Source organism: Brucella sp. NBRC 14130, from assembly GCF_040371715.1.
GTDB classification, from domain to species: Bacteria; Pseudomonadota; Alphaproteobacteria; order Rhizobiales; family Rhizobiaceae; genus Brucella; species Brucella intermedia.
On the sequence record NZ_BAABTE010000004.1, the window covers coordinates 179941 to 196934 of the forward strand.

The following is a 16994-nucleotide window of genomic DNA, read 5'->3' on the forward strand; positions in this document are numbered from 1 at the left end:
AGGCAATAGAAACCACTTCAAAATCCGATGAGGACCGATGGCTGTCGTTGAAATCGAGGAAATTCCGGCGCTGCTTCAGCCCGGAAAGACCATTGCCGGACTGGACTTGGGAACCAAGACCATCGGCCTTGCGGTATCGGACCTCGGTCTTTCCTTCGCCCATCCGCGCCCGGTCATTAAACGGGTGAAGTTTTCGATCGACGCACAAGTGCTTCTGAAAGCCCTCGACGCCGACAAGGTCGGCGTTATCGTCATCGGTTTGCCTATGAATATGGATGGAACATCCGGCCCCCGCGTTCAGGCCACGCGGGCATTTGTGCGCACCATGCAGCCTCTCACCGACCTGCCCTTTGTGTTCTGGGACGAGCGCCTGTCGACGGTCGCCGCCGAACGGGCGCTTATCGGCATGGACGTCTCACGAGGCAAGCGGGCCGAACGTATCGATTCGGCGGCCGCAGCTTTCATTCTTCAAGGGGCGCTCGACCGCCTGCACAGCATCAGGCGGTTGGCACCTGACGATTACGACGCCGGATAAAGCTGGTCGAGAATGCGTTCCGCATTGTGGCGTGCATCCAGCATACCATAGGTCGACCGCCACTGTCCGCCGAGGCGGGTTTCAATGAATGCGTCAGCCACATCGTCGGCACCAAGCTGGCGCAGTTCTGCGGCGGCGGCGGCATAGGCCAATTGCTCGGTCAGAAGGCGTGCAACGCCCGGATCGGTTTCAGTGAGCTGCAATGCAGCACGGAGCACATCAAGCGTCCCCTGCCCGCGCGGGCCAAGCTGCCCGCCGATCCACTCCAGTACTTCATCGAAAAGCCCCGGCGCGCGGGACAGCACACGCGCGACATCCAGCGCCATGACATTTCCGGACCCTTCCCAGATCGCGTTGACCGGCGCTTCGCGATAGGCACGCGCAAGATTGCCTTCCTCGATATAGCCGTTGCCGCCTAAGCACTCCATTGCTTCATAGAGTAAGGCAGGCGCGATCTTGCAAACCCAGTATTTCACCACCGGCGTCATGCAGCGGGCAAACGCCGCCTCTGCGCGATCACTTGCAGCCATATCAAAGGCGCGTGCCAGCCGCATGGAAAGCGCGGTCGCACCGGCAACATCGAGCGCCATATCGGCGAGTACGCGCTGCATCAATGGCTGTTCGATAAGAGCCTTGCCGAACACCTGCCGGTGACGACTATGATGCACGGCTTCGGCGAGGCCCGATCGCATAAGTCCAGCCGATGCCACTGCGCAATCGAGCCGCGTCAGCGTGACCATATCCATGATCGTCTTGACGCCCTCGCCCGGATTACCGATCAGATGACCAACCGCGCCGTCAAATTCCACCTCCGATGAGGCGTTGGACTTGTTGCCGAGCTTGTCTTTCAGGCGCTGGAAAAAGAATCCGTTCCCGCTTCCCTGGGAAGTGAGGCGCGGAAGCAGAAAACAGGAAAGACCGTCTTCTGCCTGCGCCAGCGTCAGGAACGCGTCCGACATAGGAGCGGACATGAACCACTTGTGGCCAGTAATGGCATAGGTGTCATCTTCGTTGCGGATGGCGCGGGTCGTATTGGCCCGCACATCGGTTCCGCCCTGCTTTTCGGTCATACCCATGCCAAGCGTAATGCCCTGCTTGGCAAATGCGGGCTTCTGCGAAAAGTCGTATTTTCTTGAAAGAATGACCGGCGACCATTCCTTGTAGATGTCCGGCGAGGCCATGAGCGCAGCAAGCGATGCGCTCGTCATGGTCAGCGGGCAAAGATGCCCCGCCTCAAGCTGCGCCGTCAGGAAAAAGCGCGAGGCGCGTGCCTGATGACGGCGACCGGTTTCCAGCGGGTTGCCCTCCCAGATGGAACAATGCAAGCCGGCGGCGATCGAGCGTCGCATCAGCGCATGATAGGCTGGATGATATTCAACCAGGTCGATACGGTTGCCCTGCCGGTCATGGGTGCGCAATTTCGGCAGCTCGGTGTTGGCGAGACGCGCAAGGTCCTGTGCTTCAGCCGACATGACGAAACGGCCCGTCTGCTCCAGATCCGTATGCAGTTCCTTCGGGAAACGTGCCGCAATCTGCATCAGAAGCGGATCGCCCAGATAGGCATTGTTGCCCGTCATGGGCGGTGTCTGGTTGGTCACGTCGTGCGTTTTCAAAAGCTCGTTCCGTCTTGTGCGATTCAGTTCTATTTAGGGTTCTTGCATCGCATTTGCTAAAATTTTGCCATCCCGAACGCAATTTGTCGTCAGGTCAGCACAGGTTTTTCTTGGTGAATCGCCCATAGCCATTATAAGGACGGTTGCGGGACCTGCCTCATGGTCCTATACGGGTGACTTGCCATGACAAATCAAACGGTCCCTCCGCTTTTCCCTCACCGCCACCTGCTGGGCATCAAAGGGCTTTCGCCCCTGGACATTCTCTGCCTTCTTGATCTCGCCAATCAGGAAATCGCTGTTTCCCGACAGCCCGAGAAGAAAAAGTCCGTGCTGCGCGGTCGCACGCAAATCAATCTCTTCTTTGAAGCATCGACACGAACGCAATCATCGTTCGAGCTGGCCGGAAAACGGCTTGGCGCAGACGTCATGAATATGTCGGTCGGCAATTCGTCGGTCAAGAAAGGCGAAACGCTCATCGATACAGCGATGACGCTGAACGCCATGCAGCCGGACATATTGGTCATCCGTCACGCCTCCGCAGGCGCTGCCGCCCTGCTCGCGCAGAAAGTCGGCTGTTCGGTCGTCAACGCCGGTGATGGCGCGCATGAACATCCCACACAGGCACTTCTTGACGCTCTCACTATCCGCCGCGCCAAAGGCCAGATCGAAAATCTGATCGTCGCGATTTGCGGGGATGTGCTGCATTCCCGCGTGGCACGCTCCAATATTCTGCTTCTCAATGCGCTTGGCGCGCGGGTGCGTGTCGTCGCACCATCCACGCTCCTGCCTTCCGGCATGGCGGACATGAGCGTCGAGGTGTTCAACTCGATGGAAGAAGGCTTGAAGGACGCGGATGTCGTCATGATGCTGCGGCTTCAGCGTGAGCGTATGGCCGGTTCATTTGTGCCGTCGGTACGCGAATATTTCCGCTTCTATGGCCTCGACAAGGAAAAGCTGAAACACGCCAAGCCGGACGCCCTTGTCATGCATCCCGGCCCGATGAATCGCGGCGTTGAGATCGCATCCGACGTTGCCGACGGACCGCAGAGCGTCATCCAGCAACAGGTTGAAATGGGGGTTGCGGTGCGCATGGCCGTAATGGAAGCCCTGCTCGACCCACGACGCAACCTGGGCAATGGAGAAAATGCATGAGCGCGATCCTCTTTGAAAACGCGCGCATCGTCGATCCGTCGCGTGGTCTGGATGAAACCGGCAGCGTTTTGATCCGCGATGGAAAGATCGTTGCCGCCGGTGCCGACGCCCGCAATCAGGGTGCGCCGGAAGGTGCCGAAATCGTCAACCTGAACGGCAAGGCAGTGTTACCCGGTTTGGTAGATGCGCGTGTATTTATCGGTGAACCCGGCGCAGAACATCGCGAAACCATCGCCTCGGCAAGCCGTGCGGCAGCTGCGGGCGGCGTGACCTCCATTATCATGATGCCCGACACCGATCCGGTGATCGATGACGTGGCGCTGGTGGAATTCGTCAAGCGCACGGCACGCGATACGGCCGTCGTCAATGTGCATCCGGCAGCGGCCATCACCAAAGGCTTGCGCGGCGAAGAGATGACCGAAATTGGCCTCTTGCGCGATGCCGGTGCGGTCGCCTTCACGGAAGGCAGGCAGACCATCGCCAATACGCAGCTCATGCGGCGCGCGCTGACCTATGCTCGCGATTTCGATGCCGTGATTGCCTGCGAAACGCGCGATCCCTACCTCGGCGCAAACGGCGTGATGAACGAAGGTCTGTTTGCAAGCTGGCTTGGACTTTCCGGCAGTCCCCGGGAAGCGGAAGTGATCCCGCTGGAGCGCGATCTGCGTCTGGCAGCGCTGACCAACAGCAACTATCACGCCGCACAGCTTTCCTGCGAAATGTCAGCGGAAGCAGTACGCCGCGCCAAGAATCTGGGCGCCAAGGTGACGGCGGGCGTATCGATCAACCATTTGTCGCTCAATGAGAACGACATTGGAGAATTCCGCACCTTCTTCCGTCTTTCCCCGCCCCTGCGCAGCGAACAGGACCGCCTTGCCATGGTCGAAGCCGTGAAAAACGGCACCATCGACATTGTCGTTTCGGCTCACGACCCGCAGGACGTCGATACCAAACGCCTGCCTTTCTCGGATGCAGAAGCCGGCGCCATCGGCCTCGAAACACTTCTGGGAGCTGCACTCCGCCTCTATCACAATGACAGCATTCCGCTCCTGCGGCTGGTGGAGGTTCTATCGACAGCTCCGGCAAAAATTTTTGGTCTGGATGCCGGTACGCTCAAACCGGGCGCCAAGGCCGATCTTGCGATTGTCGATCTGGAAGAACCATGGGTCGTGCGAGAGGAAGACCTGCACTCACTCTCAAAAAACAGCTGCTTTGAAAGTGCGCGTTTTCAAGGCCGCGTCGTCCACACATTAGTCGCCGGAAAGACCGTATATTCGGCTTGAAAAACACCGCATAACCCGGAACAATCAACCGAAAATTCCGGGTAGGCGGAATCAAGAAGCAGCAGGGGACGTTCATGGCCGAATCGGGATTTGTCAGCTTGACGCTCGTAGGAGCACTCGTCTTCGGCTATTTTCTGGGCTCGATTCCTTTTGGGCTGGTTCTGACCCGCCTTGCAGGGTTGGGTGATGTCAGGTCCATCGGCTCGGGCAACATCGGGGCGACGAATGTACTGCGCACCGGTAACAAGAAGCTTGCCGCAGCAACCCTGATCCTCGACGCCCTCAAAGGCACGGTCGCCGTTCTGATCGCTTCACGCTACGGGCCCGACGCCGCAATCGGCGCGGGCTTCGGTGCCTTCATCGGGCATCTTTTTCCGGTATGGATCGGCTTCAAGGGCGGTAAAGGCGTTGCCACCTATCTCGGCATCCTGATCGGTTTGGCATGGCCCGGCGCGCTCGTCTTTGCCGCCGTATGGATCGTAACCGCACTTCTGACGCGTTATTCTTCCCTTGCAGCACTTGTCGCCAGCATCATTGTTCCAATCGCGCTTTACTTCCAGGGCAATCCCGCAATCGCAGTCCTCTTCGCGATCATGACAGTCTTTGTCTTCTACAAACACAAGACGAATATAGGGCGCCTGATAAACGGCAGCGAAAGCAAGATCGGAGCCAAGGGATGAAGGAAAGCGCGAATTCGAAAACTGGAATTCGCCTCTCCGACCGCCAGCGTCTCAACTGGCTGCGCCTCATCCGAACCGACAATATCGGCCCTGTCACGTTTCGCGACCTGATTCTGTTTTGCGGTTCAGCTTCAAGCGCGTTAGAAATGCTGCCCGATCTCAACATCCGGGGCGGCAGCGCACGGCCCATCCGCGTCATGTCCATGGACGATGCAGAGCGCGAGCTTGAAACCATCGAACGATCCGGTGCCCGTCTTGTTGGAATGGGCGAACCGGATTATCCGCCGCAGCTGAAAAATTGTGAAGCTCCGCCCCCGCTGGTCACGATCAAGGGAAATGCCGCTGTTTTCAGCAAGCCTCCCGTTGCAATTGTCGGTTCCCGGAACGCCTCGGTGATTGGCGCGCGTTTCACCGAACGCTTGGCAAATGATCTTGGCGAAGCGGGGTTTGCTGTTATTTCCGGGCTTGCCCGCGGCATCGACGCCGCTGCCCACCGCGCAAGCTTGAAGACAGGAACCGTCGCCGTGCTGGCAGGCGGGCTTGATCGTCCCTACCCACCCGAAAACCTGCCCCTTTATCGCGCCATACCGGAAGAGGGTGGCGTACTCATAAGCGAAATGCCGATGGGCGCGGAGCCTCGCTCGCGCGATTTTCCCCGTCGCAATCGCATCATTGCGGGGCTCTCGCTGGGATTGATCGTCGTCGAAGCTGCCGAACGATCCGGTTCGCTTATCAGCGCACGCATGGCCGGCGACATGGGGCGTACAGTATTCGCTGTGCCGGGCTCACCGCTCGATCCTCGTGCGCGCGGCACGAACCTGCTTCTGAAACAAGGCGCAACATTGGTAACGGAAGCAAACGACGTTATCGAGATGCTCCGGCCGCTGGCCGGTTCAAGCGCGTATCAAACGGATATGCCGACACAACCGGATCTTTTGTCTCCGGCCATGGAAGAACCAGAATCTTATCAACCGATTGCGACGGAGGAACAACGGGACATTGTTATTGATGCACTTGGCCCGGTGCCGACCGATATCGACACGCTGGTTCGCCATACGGGGCTGGATACCGGTGCTATCCAGCTCATTCTTCTGGAACTGGACCTGGCCGGGAGGCTGCACCGATATGCCCGTAATCAGGTCGCCCTTGTCCCTCTAGAGTAGCTTCTTATGTCTTGGCTTCGTTGTGAAGTGCCTCTCGCGCTTCGACAAGAGCCATCTCGATCATATAGGACAGCAACAGATAATCTGTATTCTTTGCCATTAAATTGAGCTGCTCCAGCATCTGCTCGATATATGTCAGCGTCTCGTGCCGAGTCGCGCTCTGTACATCGTCACCGTCTTCCATGTCTGGAAAACTCGTTGTATCACCCATACCTATCTCCCCGCGAGATAAATCACTCTTTGTTTCATTTCATGCTACTACTGGTTACGCTCAACTTAACAGCAATCTTAAGTTGTATTTCGTTATTTTTGTCGTCCTGCTCTTGACCAAACGCTGCCTGCTGTTCATGTGAAGGCAACGAATTTCTCGCGGAGAGGAGATATTTTGTCTCCATGGGACGCGAATCTGGGCTGCTTTAAATGAACGTCGTTGTTGTCGAATCGCCTGCCAAGGCAAAAACCATCAATAAATATCTTGGTTCGAACTATAAGGTTCTGGCCTCGTTCGGTCATGTGCGAGACTTGCCAGCTAAAGACGGCTCGGTTCGCCCCGATGAAGATTTTGCAATGTCGTGGGAGGTGGACAGCAATTCCTCCAAACGTCTTGCAGATATTGTCAAAGCGTTGAAAGACAGCGACGGCATCATTCTCGCAACCGACCCGGATCGCGAAGGTGAGGCCATTTCCTGGCATGTGCTCGAAGTACTGAACCAGAAGAAGGCGCTCAAAGGCAAGACGGTCAAGCGTGTGGCATTCAATGCCATCACCAAGAAAGCTGTTCTCGATGCCATTGCCAATCCACGCGATATTGATGAGCCTCTGGTTGACGCCTATCTGGCGCGCCGCGCACTGGACTATCTCGTCGGTTTCACGCTTTCGCCCGTGCTGTGGCGCAAACTGCCGGGCGCGCGGTCGGCTGGCCGCGTTCAGTCAGTAGCGCTGCGTCTCGTCGCGGATCGCGAATCCGAGATCGAGCGCTTCATCCGGGAGGAATACTGGAACATTGCCGCGCTGCTGAAGACACCGCGCAATGACAGTTTTACGGCCCGTCTGACCGCTGTTGACGGCAAGAAGCTCGGCAAGCTCGATATCAAGAATGGCGAACAGGCGACCGCCATTCGCACCATGCTCGAAGGCGCAAGCTTCAAGGCGCTGTCCGTTGAGGCAAAGCCGACCAAGCGCAATCCCGGACCGCCATTCACCACGTCAACCCTGCAGCAGGCGGCATCCGGCCAGCTCGGTTTCTCCGCATCGCGCACCATGCAGGTGGCGCAGCGGCTATATGAAGGCGTCGATGTCGGTGGCGAAACTGCTGGCTTGATCACCTATATGCGTACCGACGGTGTGCAGATGGCGCCGGAAGCCATCAATGCGGCCCGCGATGCAATCGGCAAGAGCTTCGGCGCGAAATATGTGCCGGAAAAGCCTCGCTATTATTCCAGCAAGGCCAAGAACGCGCAGGAAGCGCACGAAGCCATCCGCCCGACGGATTTCTCCCGCCACCCGAAGGACGTACGCCGCTATCTCGACGACGATCAGGCACGGCTTTATGAATTGATCTGGAAGCGAGCCATCGCAAGCCAGATGCAGGCTGCGGATATCGAGCGCACCACCGTCGACATTGAGGCGGTCAATGGCTCGCGTTCGGCCCTCCTGCGGGCCAATGGATCGGTCACCAGGTTCGACGGCTTCCTCGCTGCCTATATGGATCACCGCGAGGAAGAAGACGACGAGGAGGATAGCGCAAAGCTGCCGGAAATTCGTTCAGGCGAAGCCCTGGCACGCGAAAAGATCGATGCGACGCAGCATTCGACCGAGCCTCCGCCACGCTATTCGGAAGCTTCGCTCATCAAGAAGATGGAAGAACTGGGCATCGGCCGTCCTTCGACCTATGCCGCCACGCTGGCCACGCTGCGTGACCGTGAATATATCACGATCGACAAGCGCAAGCTTATTCCAGAGCCCAAGGGGCGTCTGGTTACGGCCTTCCTCGAAAGCTTCTTCGAGCGTTATGTGGAATATGATTTCACGGCTGACCTTGAGGAAAAGCTCGATCTCATTTCCGACGGCAAGCTTTCGTGGAAAGATGTGCTGCGCGATTTCTGGCGCGATTTCTCCGGCTCCGTCGATGACATCAAGGAACTACGCGTTACCAATGTTCTCGATGCGCTGAACGAAGAGCTGGCACCGCTGGTGTTTCCAGCGCGCGAAGATGGCAGTGATCCTCGCTCTTGCCCGACCTGCGGCACGGGCACCCTGTCGTTGAAGCTTGGCAAATACGGTGCTTTCGTCGGCTGTTCCAATTATCCGGAATGTAAATATACGCGCCAGCTTGGCGGTGACGCCAATGGCGAAGCCGCGGCTGCGGATGAACCGAAATCGCTCGGCAAAGATCCGTTCACCGGTGAGGAAATCACTGCACGGACGGGCCGTTTCGGCCCCTATGTCCAGCGCGGCGAAGGCAAGGAAGCCAAGCGCGCCAGCCTCCCGAAAGGCTGGACTATCGATGCGCTCGATCATGAGAAAGCCGTTGCGCTTCTGTCGCTGCCGCGTGATATCGGTCAGCATCCCGAGACCGGCAAGATGATCTCCGCCGGGATTGGTCGCTATGGGCCCTATGTCAGCCACGATGGCACTTTCGCCAATCTGGAAAATGCCGAAGAGGTTTTCTCTGTCGGTCTCAATCGTGCGGTATCGGTTCTGGCCGACAAGCAATCAAAGGGTGGCGGTCGTGGCCGTTCTACTCCGGCAGCATTGGCGACGCTTGGCGACCATCCAGACGGCGGGTCAATCACTGTTCGCGACGGTCGCTATGGACCTTATGTCAATTGGGGTAAGGTCAACGCCACCTTGCCCAAGGGCAAGGACCCGGCGAGCGTTACGCTGGAAGAAGCGCTGGCGCTGATTACGGAAAAAGCCGGCTCTTCCAAGAGCAAGAAAGCCCCTGCCCCCAAAGCTTCGGCCAGCACGGAAAAGAAAGCTGCTGCAAAGAAGCCTGCGGCCAAGAAAGCGCCAGCAAAAGCCAAGTCGACAGCCAAGCCGAAAGCCAAATCCAAGGCTGAGGCGGCAGAGGAGTAACAATTGGCACGCCGTTTTTCCAAATCCGATACCGGTCGTTCCGCGCGGACCGAACGGCGTGCAGCCAAAGCAAAATCCGCCGAGGGCAAGAGCGATCCCCACGCGTTTCTGCCTACCCGCGAAGAGGTCCTCAAATATATTGAGGATAATCCCGACAGGGCGGGAAAGCGTGAGCTGGCGAAAGCCTTCAACATCAAGGGCGATGCGCGGGTCTATCTGAAAGACCTTCTGCGCGAGCTTTCTGACGAGGGCCTTGTTGAAAAACGCGCCCGCAGGCTGTCTCGCCCCGGTGCGCTACCTGCCGTCACTGTGCTTGATATTACCGGACGCGACGAAGATGGCGGTTTGCTCGCACGCCCGTCGGAATGGGATGAAGCAGGTTATGGCAAGCCACCCATCGTCCTGATCCGCCGCACCCGGCTCAACAAAGCTTCGGAAGGCGGCCCGGCTGTCGGCGTTGGCGATCGCGTTCTAGCCAAAATATTCCGCAATGAAGATCGTGACGGGCCGGACTATACAGCGCGGGTGATGAAGCGTCTCGAGCACCGAACAAATGCGGTGCTCGGTATTGTGCGCAAGCTCGGCAACGGTGAATGGCGGCTTGACCCGGTAAACCGCAAGCAGCCGGAAGTGCAGCTCGATCCGGGCCATCTGGAAAATGCGGAAGCCGGTGATCTTGTTGAAGTCGACCTGATTTCCTCCCGGCGTCAGGGACTGCCGCGCGGCAAGGTTCGGCAGGTGGTGGGCTCGATCGACAGCGAAAAAGCCCTGTCGATGATTGCCATCCACGAGCATGAAATCCCGCATGTTTTCCCAGCTGAAGCGCTGAGCGAAGCGGAAGCTGCGACCGCAGCCACGATGGATGGCCGCGAAGACTGGCGCGATATTCCACTTCTCACCATCGATCCGGCGGATGCCAAGGATCATGATGATGCTGTTTACGCCGAGCCGGACAAGGACCCCGAGAATCCGGGGGGCCAGATCGTCATTGTGGCTATAGCGGATGTCGCCGCCTATGTCCGTCCCGATTCTGCGCTCGACCGCGAAGCCCAAAAACGCGGTAACTCGGTCTACTTCCCAGACCGCGTCGTGCCGATGCTGCCCGAGCGGATTTCAAACAACCTCTGTTCGCTTCGTGAACTGGAAGACCGCCCTGCCCTTGCGGTCCGTATGGTTTTTGCGGCCGACGGACGCAAGAAATCGCACAAATTTCACCGCATCATGATGAAATCGGCGGCGAAGCTGGCCTATTCGCAGGCGCAGGCCGCGATCGACGGTGCGCCGGATGACAAGACTTCGCCTATTCTCGACAGCATACTGAAACCGCTTTGGAACGCCTATACCGTGCTGAAGCGGGGGCGTGACGCGCGCGAACCGCTGGAACTCGATCTGCCGGAAAAGAAAATCCTGCTCACGCCCGATGGCAAGGTCGACAAGGTGATCGTCCCGGAACGGCTCGATGCGCACAAGCTCATCGAAGAGTTCATGATCCAGGCGAACGTTGCCGCCGCTGAAACATTGGAAGCGCGCCGCCAGCCGCTTATTTTCCGCATTCACGACGCCCCGGCGCTTGCAAAGCAGGAAACCTTGCGTGAATTTCTGCGGACGCTGGACCTGAGCCTCGCCAAGGGGGCCGAACTGCAGCCGGCGCAATTTAATCGGATTCTTGAGGCCGTCGAGGGCTCTGATCATCAGGAACTGGTCAACCAGGTGGTGTTGCGCACACAGAGCCAGGCAGAATATAGCCCCGACAATATCGGACATTTCGGCCTGCATTTGCGCCGCTATGCGCACTTCACCTCGCCGATCCGCCGTTATGCCGACCTTATCGTTCATCGCGCGCTGATCAAGGCCCTGAACCTCGGCAACGATGGCCTCACCGCCGATGAAGAAGCGCATCTGGAGGAAATCTCTGCGCTGATTTCCTCAACCGAGCGTCGCGCCATGCTGGCCGAACGCGAAACGGTGGATCGTCTTATTGCTCATTTCCTCGCCGCACATCTCGGTGATGAATATGAGGGACGCGTTACCGGGGTGACGAGAGCGGGTCTTTTCGTGAACCTTGCGACATATGGCGCAGACGGGCTGGTGCCCATTTCAACTTTGGGTCATGAATACTATCTATATGACGAAGCGAACCATGCGATTGCCGGTGAGCGGAGCGGCAAGGGCTTCCGTTTGGGCGATACAGTGACGGTTCGGCTTGTGGAAGCGCTCCCCGTGGCGGGTGCGCTTCGTTTTGAGATGGTTTCGGAACCGCATCCTTTGCCAATGGCGACCCGCTCGCATCACAAGGCAAGCCGGACGATGCGTGGACGAAGGGGTAAACCCGCGGGCATCCCGCGTCAGAAGAGAAGAGGTCGCTGATGAGCACGCTAGAGGCCAATTCCGCGCAGAATATACAGGTTTTCGGAGGGGAAAGCCCCAAGGCGGCCCACCCAAAACGCCCTTTGGGCGAGGCCATGTGGCGCGGATTTCGCGGACGTTGCCCGCATTGCGGTGAAGGAAAACTGTTCCGGGCCTTTGTGAAACCGGTGGCGCAATGTTCCGTGTGTGACGAAGACTACACAGAACAACGTGCTGACGATCTTCCTGCCTATCTGACCATCTTGATCGTAGGGCACGTAGTCGTGGGTGCCTTCATGGGCGTTGAAGCGACCACCAATCTTCCACTTTGGGCTCATATGGCGATCTGGGGTCCCCTGACCGTGATCATGTCGCTGCTGCTTTTGCAGCCGATCAAAGGCGCAACCATCGGGCTGCAATGGGCGCTGTACATGCACGGTTTTGGAGGCAAGGGTGACGGTGAATATGGCGACGTGACCTAAACGTCACCGTGACCGCCATGGTTCAGCTTCCATCCTCGCCAATCAAAGCCGGAAAAGCTTTGCGGCCGCGTGACGCGGCATCGCTGTTGCTTGTCGACCGGTCGGGAAGCGCGCCGCGCATTCTCATGGGTCGACGCCACGCCAGCCTCGCCTTCATGCCGGGCAAATTCGTCTTTCCAGGCGGCCGGGCAGATCCGATCGATGGCGCTATCGGCGCGACAGCAGAACTGCACAACAATGATGTTGCCAAATTGCTTGCCGGCATGGGGGCTCGTGCATCGTTGCGCCGCGCCCGGGCCCTCGGTCTATGCGCCATCCGCGAGACTTTCGAGGAAACTGGCCTTCGCATAGGGCAAGCGGCCTCGGCACCGGTTATCCTGCCTGCACATCGCGACTGGTCGGCATTTTTCGACAATGGCATGATACCGGCGCTCAGCAGCCTGCGCTATTTTGCCCGCGCGGTTACGCCGCCAGACAATGTTCGCCGTTTCGATACCCGCTTTTTTATCGCCTTCCGTGATCATATACCGGAACTTGATGGACAACCGCTCGTTCCCAGTGGGGAACTGGAAGATCTGGACTGGGTTTCTATCGATCAAATCGACAGGCTCGATGTGGCCCATATCACCCAGGCAATCCTGAAAGAAGCGCGCGCGCTTCTGACAAATGCCGACTCTGAACTGCCCGCCACCTTGCCGGTGGTACAATATTGCAAGCGGCATGGCCGCTTTGTCCGCGAAGTGATCTGAACTCCATGAATCAAGAAATCCAATCCGCCGATCTTGTCCCGCAAGAACCAGGCGGCGGGCCGGTAGAGGGCCAGTTGCACTGGCGTTCGCTCGCTGCAGCCATCGCCACAATCAGCGCGGTTGGTGCAGCAATCGGCCTGGGCATTCCACTGTTGAGCGTTCTTCTGGAAAGCCGTGGCCATTCTGCTAGCCTGATTGGAGCCAATACCGCCGTTGCGGGCCTGGCCTCCATCGTTGCCGCACCCCTTGCCGCGCCTATTGCCGCGCGGCTGGGCGTGGTCAAGGCGATTTTCCTTATGCTTGTCATTGGAAGCGGGGCTTTTCTCGGATTCCATTTCTTTCAGCCCCTCTGGGCTTGGTTTGCTCTGCGCATCGTTCTGCATTTCGCGCTGACCGTCCTTTTCGTCCTGTCGGAATACTGGATCAATGCATCGGCACCACCTGAAAAGCGTGGCCTAGTGCTCGGCATCTACTCCACATCGCTTTCGCTGGGCTTTGCGCTCGGACCGTGGCTGTTCTCGAAGATCGGCAGTACAGGAGGACTGCCTTTCTATGTCGGCTTCGCCATCATCATGATCGCCCTCATACCGGTTGCGATCGCGTGGCGTGACAGCCCCGATTTCGAGGAAGGTGAACACGTCCCGTTTCTGCCCTTCATTTTTGCCGTACCGACGGCGACCATGGCCGTCTTCGTGTTCGGCGCTGTTGAAACCGGTGGCTTCGCGCTCTTCCCGGTCTTCGGCGCGCGTATCGGTTATCCGGAGGCCGATGCAGCCCTGCTGCTTACGATGATCGGGCTTGGCAATGTTCTGATGCAGATTCCGCTTGGCATTGTCAGCGACCGCATTTCAGACCGTCGCAAGCTTCTGCTTTTCTGCGCCACCACCGGCCTCATCGGCATGATCGCACTGCCCTATCTCATGCAGCACTGGTATCTCATGGCAGGCATCCTGTTCCTTTGGGGCGGCGTGGTGGCGGGCCTCTATACGATCGGCCTCGCGCATCTCGGTTCCGAACTGACGGGGCGGGAACTGGCGTCCGCCAATGCCGCCTTCGTGTTCTGCTATGCCATCGGGATGCTTGCCGGACCGCAGGCCGTCGGCGTCGGCATGGATATGATGGGCCCCAAGGGATTCCCGATGACTCTCGGTGTGTTTTTTGCCGCATATGCACTCTTTGCAGCAGGAAGGCTGCTTTTGCGGAAGAAGCGGGCTTGACTTTTCGCCGCCAATACGTAGTGTCGCGCCAAATTTCCGCTGCCGGATGAGATTACCGGAATCGCTGGAGGTTTCCATCCATTGAGCATGATCCCGAGAATTGGGAACCGGTTTTCGGCAAGATCATGCTCCGGCAAAGATACAGAGCAGGTAATTCGATATGGCCAAGGCTACGACGATCAAGATCAAGCTTTTGTCGACCGCTGACACCGGCTTCTTCTACGTAACGAAGAAGAACAGCCGCACGATGACGGAAAAGATGACAAAGACCAAGTACGACCCGATTGCGCGCAAGCACGTCGAGTTCAAGGAAACGAAGATCAAGTAATTCGTTTCCGGTCGTCATCGACAAGACGATTGAAAAAAGCCGTCTCCTTCGAGACGGCTTTTTGTTTCCTGCCCATGTTCAACTTTCAGGCCGCCGAGGAGACGATGCGATTTCGTCCTCCCTTTTTTGCCTGATAGAGCGCCGCATCAGTTCGCGAGAAAAGGGCTTCGGCGCTGTCCCCTATCAGCCTCAATCCGGCGATGCCCATGCTCACGGTCAAATTGACCTTGTGCTTGCCGTTGGCGACAGAAAAAGGCGCCTCCGATACGGCAGTCCGGATTCGCTCCGCGACAGCCCTTGCGGCCTCCACATCGCTGTCTGGAAGCACCACGACGAACTCCTCTCCGCCGTAGCGGCATAGAAGATCCATGCCGCGAATATTCTTGCGCAGGCGTGCCGCAAACTCGCGAAGGACATCGTCGCCCGCATCGTGCCCGAACTGGTCGTTGATCCGTTTGAAATGATCGAAGTCGAGCATGATGACAGACAATGGCCGCTCGCGCCCCATGGCGCGTGTCAGCAGGACGGGCATATGCGTATCCAGATAGCGGCGATTATGCAGCCCCGTCAGGCTGTCCGTCACTGCCATGGTAATCGTGCGATTGAGGCTTTGCCGCAAGAGATCGTTATAGCACTTCCGTTTTATCTGCGTTCGCAAGCGTGCGAATAGCTCCAGCTTCTCAAGTGGACGCATGAGATAGTCGTTTACGCCAAGTTCCAGCGCGCGCACCACCAGCGCCCCTTCATCTTCCCGCACGACAAGAATGATCGGCACCAGCCGTGTGCGCTCGATAGTTCGCAACTGGGAGCACAGGCGCAGCGGGTCATAGTAAGTGAAATTGGCTGAAACGACGATGCTGTCGTAATCGGTATCTATCGCCCGGATCAGGGCTGTGTTCGCGTCGCTGGCCACGTCCATGCGATAAGTCTCTCCAAGAATGAGACGAAGGCGCGCGGCCGCCAGTTCATCCTCATCGACGATGAGAATGCGAGCCACCTCATCCTTATCGGCATAATTCCCGCCCATCTTGCTTGCCAGCAGCGTCTCCACCTCTGCGTCCGCTACGGTGCCCGTCCGCTGGAAGAGCTCGTCAGAGACGAGTTTCAGCCGCGCCAGGCTCTTTACGCGCGACATAAGCTGAAGATCGCTGACGGGCTTGGACAGAAAGTCGTCGGCACCGGCTTCGAGACCTCGGATCTTGTCCTCCGCACCATCAAGCGACGTTACGATGACAACAGGGATGTTGGATGTGCGGGGATCGTCCTTCAAACGACGGCAGACTTCAAAACCGTCCATGTCCGGCATTAATATGTCGAGCAGGACGACATCAATCTGTCCGCCCAGACAAATCTCTATGGCCTCCGGCCCGCTGTAGGCCGTAACGACCTCGTAATATTCGGAGAGCAGCCTGGCTTCGAGGAGCTTTACATTGGAATCCACATCGTCAACGACGAGAATTCTTGCAGTCATGATGCCCCCGCCCTGATTTCCGCTAAGCGTCGCCCATATAGGATTTGATTGTTTCTATAAAGCGGGGCACCGATATCGGCTTGGATATATAGGCTTCGCAGCCCCCCTGCCGTATACGCTCCTCGTCGCCTTTCATGGCAAATGCCGTTACGGCGATCACCGGAATATGCCGCAGCTCGTCATCGTCCTTCAGCCATTTCGTGACTTCCAGCCCCGATACCTCCGGAAGCTGTATGTCCATCAGAATCAGGTCGGGTCGATGCTCACGCGCAAGGTCCAGCGCCTCAAGCCCGTTTCTCGTACGGATGGTCTCGTATCCGCTGGCTTCGATTAGATCGCGAAACAACTTCATATTGAGTTCGTTGTCTTCGACAATCATTACGCTTTTCGGCATCGAATATTCCTTGGTCTTATTCCCTGCAGCAACCCGGCATTTTCTCGATCTTCTTATCTGACAATGGACCGAAATAGACCACTAGAAAGTTCTCCACTTTCAGACCACGATCAGTTTAACCTCATTTCATTGATGAAAGGCAAATAATTCCATTGTTCCTCGACGGAGCGGCAGCTACACATTCGGCCAGACAACGAAAAAAGCGGAGAAACCACATGAAAACGCTGATGAGTCAGGCGGATGCGGAAGCGATCGCTATTGAAGCTTTAGCGTGGCTGGCGCAAGACAAGGACCTCCTTCCTCGCTTTCTCGCCCTGACCGGCATCGAAGCGGGGTCCATACGGCAGGCCGCGCTTGAGCCCGGCTTTCTCGCGGGGGTACTGCAATTTTTCCTGTCTCATGAACCGACACTGTTGCGCTACTGCGAGGAAGCAGGACGAGATCCGGCAACAATAGACAAAGCCCTCACGCACCTGCCCGGCGGTCTGAACCAACACCTCTAG

16 protein-coding genes are annotated in these 16994 nt (G+C 57.8%); 12 read left to right on the plus strand and 4 right to left on the minus strand.

Annotated elements, in window-relative coordinates; genetic code table 11:
• Nucleotides 1-37 precede the first annotated feature (37 nt).
• On the plus strand, nt 38-535 hold the full coding sequence (gene ruvX / locus ABWW28_RS09540; RefSeq protein WP_176587721.1) for a Holliday junction resolvase RuvX: 498 nt from the start codon (nt 38-40) through the stop codon (nt 533-535).
• Here ruvX and ABWW28_RS09545 read toward each other — a convergent pair.
• Nucleotides 520-2148, minus strand: a complete 1629-nt coding sequence (locus tag ABWW28_RS09545) for an acyl-CoA dehydrogenase family protein (protein ID WP_176587720.1) — start codon at nt 2146-2148, stop codon at nt 520-522. The genes ruvX and ABWW28_RS09545 overlap by 16 nt on opposite strands.
• 183 nt (nt 2149-2331) lie before the next feature.
• Between ABWW28_RS09545 and ABWW28_RS09550 the strand changes: the two genes are divergently transcribed.
• The 4 genes from ABWW28_RS09550 (at nt 2332) to dprA (ending at nt 6426) form a co-directional block, all read left to right on the plus strand.
• Entirely contained in the window at nt 2332-3300 is a 969-nt protein-coding gene (locus tag ABWW28_RS09550; RefSeq protein ID WP_176587719.1) for an aspartate carbamoyltransferase catalytic subunit, read from the plus strand.
• Entirely contained in the window at nt 3297-4583 is a 1287-nt protein-coding gene (locus ABWW28_RS09555) for a dihydroorotase (RefSeq protein WP_176587718.1), read from the plus strand. The genes ABWW28_RS09550 and ABWW28_RS09555 overlap by 4 nt, the downstream gene beginning before the upstream one ends.
• Nucleotides 4584-4657: 74 nt before the next feature.
• Entirely contained in the window at nt 4658-5263 is a 606-nt protein-coding gene (gene plsY, locus ABWW28_RS09560; protein WP_176587717.1) for a glycerol-3-phosphate 1-O-acyltransferase PlsY, read from the plus strand.
• Nucleotides 5260-6426 (plus strand): DNA-processing protein DprA, encoded by a 1167-nt coding sequence (gene dprA / locus ABWW28_RS09565; protein WP_176587716.1) that lies wholly within the window; start codon nt 5260-5262, stop codon nt 6424-6426. Before plsY ends, dprA begins: the two co-directional genes overlap by 4 nt.
• 4 nt (nt 6427-6430) lie before the next feature.
• On the opposite strand, the gene ABWW28_RS09570 is transcribed toward dprA, so the two are convergent.
• Nucleotides 6431-6637, minus strand: coding sequence for a hypothetical protein (locus ABWW28_RS09570; RefSeq protein WP_113462729.1), 207 nt, complete (start codon nt 6635-6637; stop codon nt 6431-6433).
• 209 nt (nt 6638-6846) lie between these two features.
• On the opposite strand from ABWW28_RS09570, the gene topA reads away from it, so the two are divergent.
• The 6 genes from topA (at nt 6847) to rpmG (ending at nt 14626) form a co-directional block, all read left to right on the plus strand.
• Nucleotides 6847-9504, plus strand: coding sequence for a type I DNA topoisomerase (topA, locus tag ABWW28_RS09575; RefSeq protein ID WP_176587715.1), 2658 nt, complete (start codon nt 6847-6849; stop codon nt 9502-9504).
• Between the two features lie 3 nt (nt 9505-9507).
• Nucleotides 9508-11871, plus strand: a complete 2364-nt coding sequence (gene rnr / locus ABWW28_RS09580) for a ribonuclease R (RefSeq protein ID WP_176587714.1) — start codon at nt 9508-9510, stop codon at nt 11869-11871.
• Nucleotides 11871-12332 carry a DUF983 domain-containing protein gene (locus ABWW28_RS09585; protein ID WP_006468941.1) on the plus strand — a complete coding sequence of 154 codons (462 nt, stop codon included), beginning with the start codon at nt 11871-11873 and terminating at the stop codon, nt 12330-12332. Before rnr ends, ABWW28_RS09585 begins: the two co-directional genes overlap by 1 nt.
• Before the next feature lie 17 nt (nt 12333-12349).
• Entirely contained in the window at nt 12350-13081 is a 732-nt protein-coding gene (locus ABWW28_RS09590) for an NUDIX hydrolase (protein ID WP_176587713.1), read from the plus strand.
• A gap of 74 nt (nt 13082-13155) precedes the next feature.
• Nucleotides 13156-14298, plus strand: a complete 1143-nt coding sequence (locus ABWW28_RS09595; protein WP_006471394.1) for an MFS transporter — start codon at nt 13156-13158, stop codon at nt 14296-14298.
• A gap of 160 nt (nt 14299-14458) precedes the next feature.
• Nucleotides 14459-14626 carry a 50S ribosomal protein L33 gene (gene rpmG / locus ABWW28_RS09600; protein ID WP_002966024.1) on the plus strand — a complete coding sequence of 56 codons (168 nt, stop codon included), beginning with the start codon at nt 14459-14461 and terminating at the stop codon, nt 14624-14626.
• An 85-nt stretch (nt 14627-14711) separates the two neighbouring features.
• Here the strand turns inward: rpmG and ABWW28_RS09605 are convergent, their stop codons facing one another.
• Nucleotides 14712-16097, minus strand: a complete 1386-nt coding sequence (locus tag ABWW28_RS09605) for a PleD family two-component system response regulator (RefSeq protein WP_176587712.1) — start codon at nt 16095-16097, stop codon at nt 14712-14714.
• Nucleotides 16098-16119: 22 nt separating this feature from the next.
• Nucleotides 16120-16491: a response regulator gene (locus ABWW28_RS09610; protein ID WP_006468945.1), complete on the minus strand. Its 372-nt coding sequence runs from the start codon at nt 16489-16491 to the stop codon at nt 16120-16122.
• A gap of 215 nt (nt 16492-16706) precedes the next feature.
• Here ABWW28_RS09610 and ABWW28_RS09615 point away from each other — a divergent pair, with 215 nt between their 5' ends.
• The gene (locus ABWW28_RS09615; protein WP_113462734.1) at nt 16707-16994 is read left to right on the plus strand and encodes a DUF3572 domain-containing protein; all 288 of its coding nucleotides are present in this window, start codon (nt 16707-16709) and stop codon (nt 16992-16994) included.

Bases quoted from the DNA above. Each gene is read 5' to 3' on its own strand.
- ABWW28_RS09585 (WP_006468941.1), top strand. From the start codon at position 11,871: ATGAGCACGCTAGAGGCCAATTCCGCGCAGAATATACAGGTTTTCGGA.
- ABWW28_RS09610 (WP_006468945.1), bottom strand. From the start codon at position 16,491: ATGCCGAAAAGCGTAATGATTGTCGAAGACAACGAACTCAATATGAAG.
- plsY (WP_176587717.1), top strand. From the start codon at position 4,658: ATGGCCGAATCGGGATTTGTCAGCTTGACGCTCGTAGGAGCACTCGTC.
- ABWW28_RS09550 (WP_176587719.1), top strand. From the start codon at position 2,332: ATGACAAATCAAACGGTCCCTCCGCTTTTCCCTCACCGCCACCTGCTG.
- ABWW28_RS09590 (WP_176587713.1), top strand. From the start codon at position 12,350: ATGGTTCAGCTTCCATCCTCGCCAATCAAAGCCGGAAAAGCTTTGCGG.
- ruvX (WP_176587721.1), top strand. From the start codon at position 38: ATGGCTGTCGTTGAAATCGAGGAAATTCCGGCGCTGCTTCAGCCCGGA.
- topA (WP_176587715.1), top strand. From the start codon at position 6,847: ATGAACGTCGTTGTTGTCGAATCGCCTGCCAAGGCAAAAACCATCAAT.
- dprA (WP_176587716.1), top strand. From the start codon at position 5,260: ATGAAGGAAAGCGCGAATTCGAAAACTGGAATTCGCCTCTCCGACCGC.
- ABWW28_RS09615 (WP_113462734.1), top strand. From the start codon at position 16,707: ATGAAAACGCTGATGAGTCAGGCGGATGCGGAAGCGATCGCTATTGAA.
- ABWW28_RS09605 (WP_176587712.1), bottom strand. From the start codon at position 16,097: ATGACTGCAAGAATTCTCGTCGTTGACGATGTGGATTCCAATGTAAAG.
- rpmG (WP_002966024.1), top strand. From the start codon at position 14,459: ATGGCCAAGGCTACGACGATCAAGATCAAGCTTTTGTCGACCGCTGAC.
- ABWW28_RS09555 (WP_176587718.1), top strand. From the start codon at position 3,297: ATGAGCGCGATCCTCTTTGAAAACGCGCGCATCGTCGATCCGTCGCGT.
- ABWW28_RS09570 (WP_113462729.1), bottom strand. From the start codon at position 6,637: ATGGGTGATACAACGAGTTTTCCAGACATGGAAGACGGTGACGATGTA.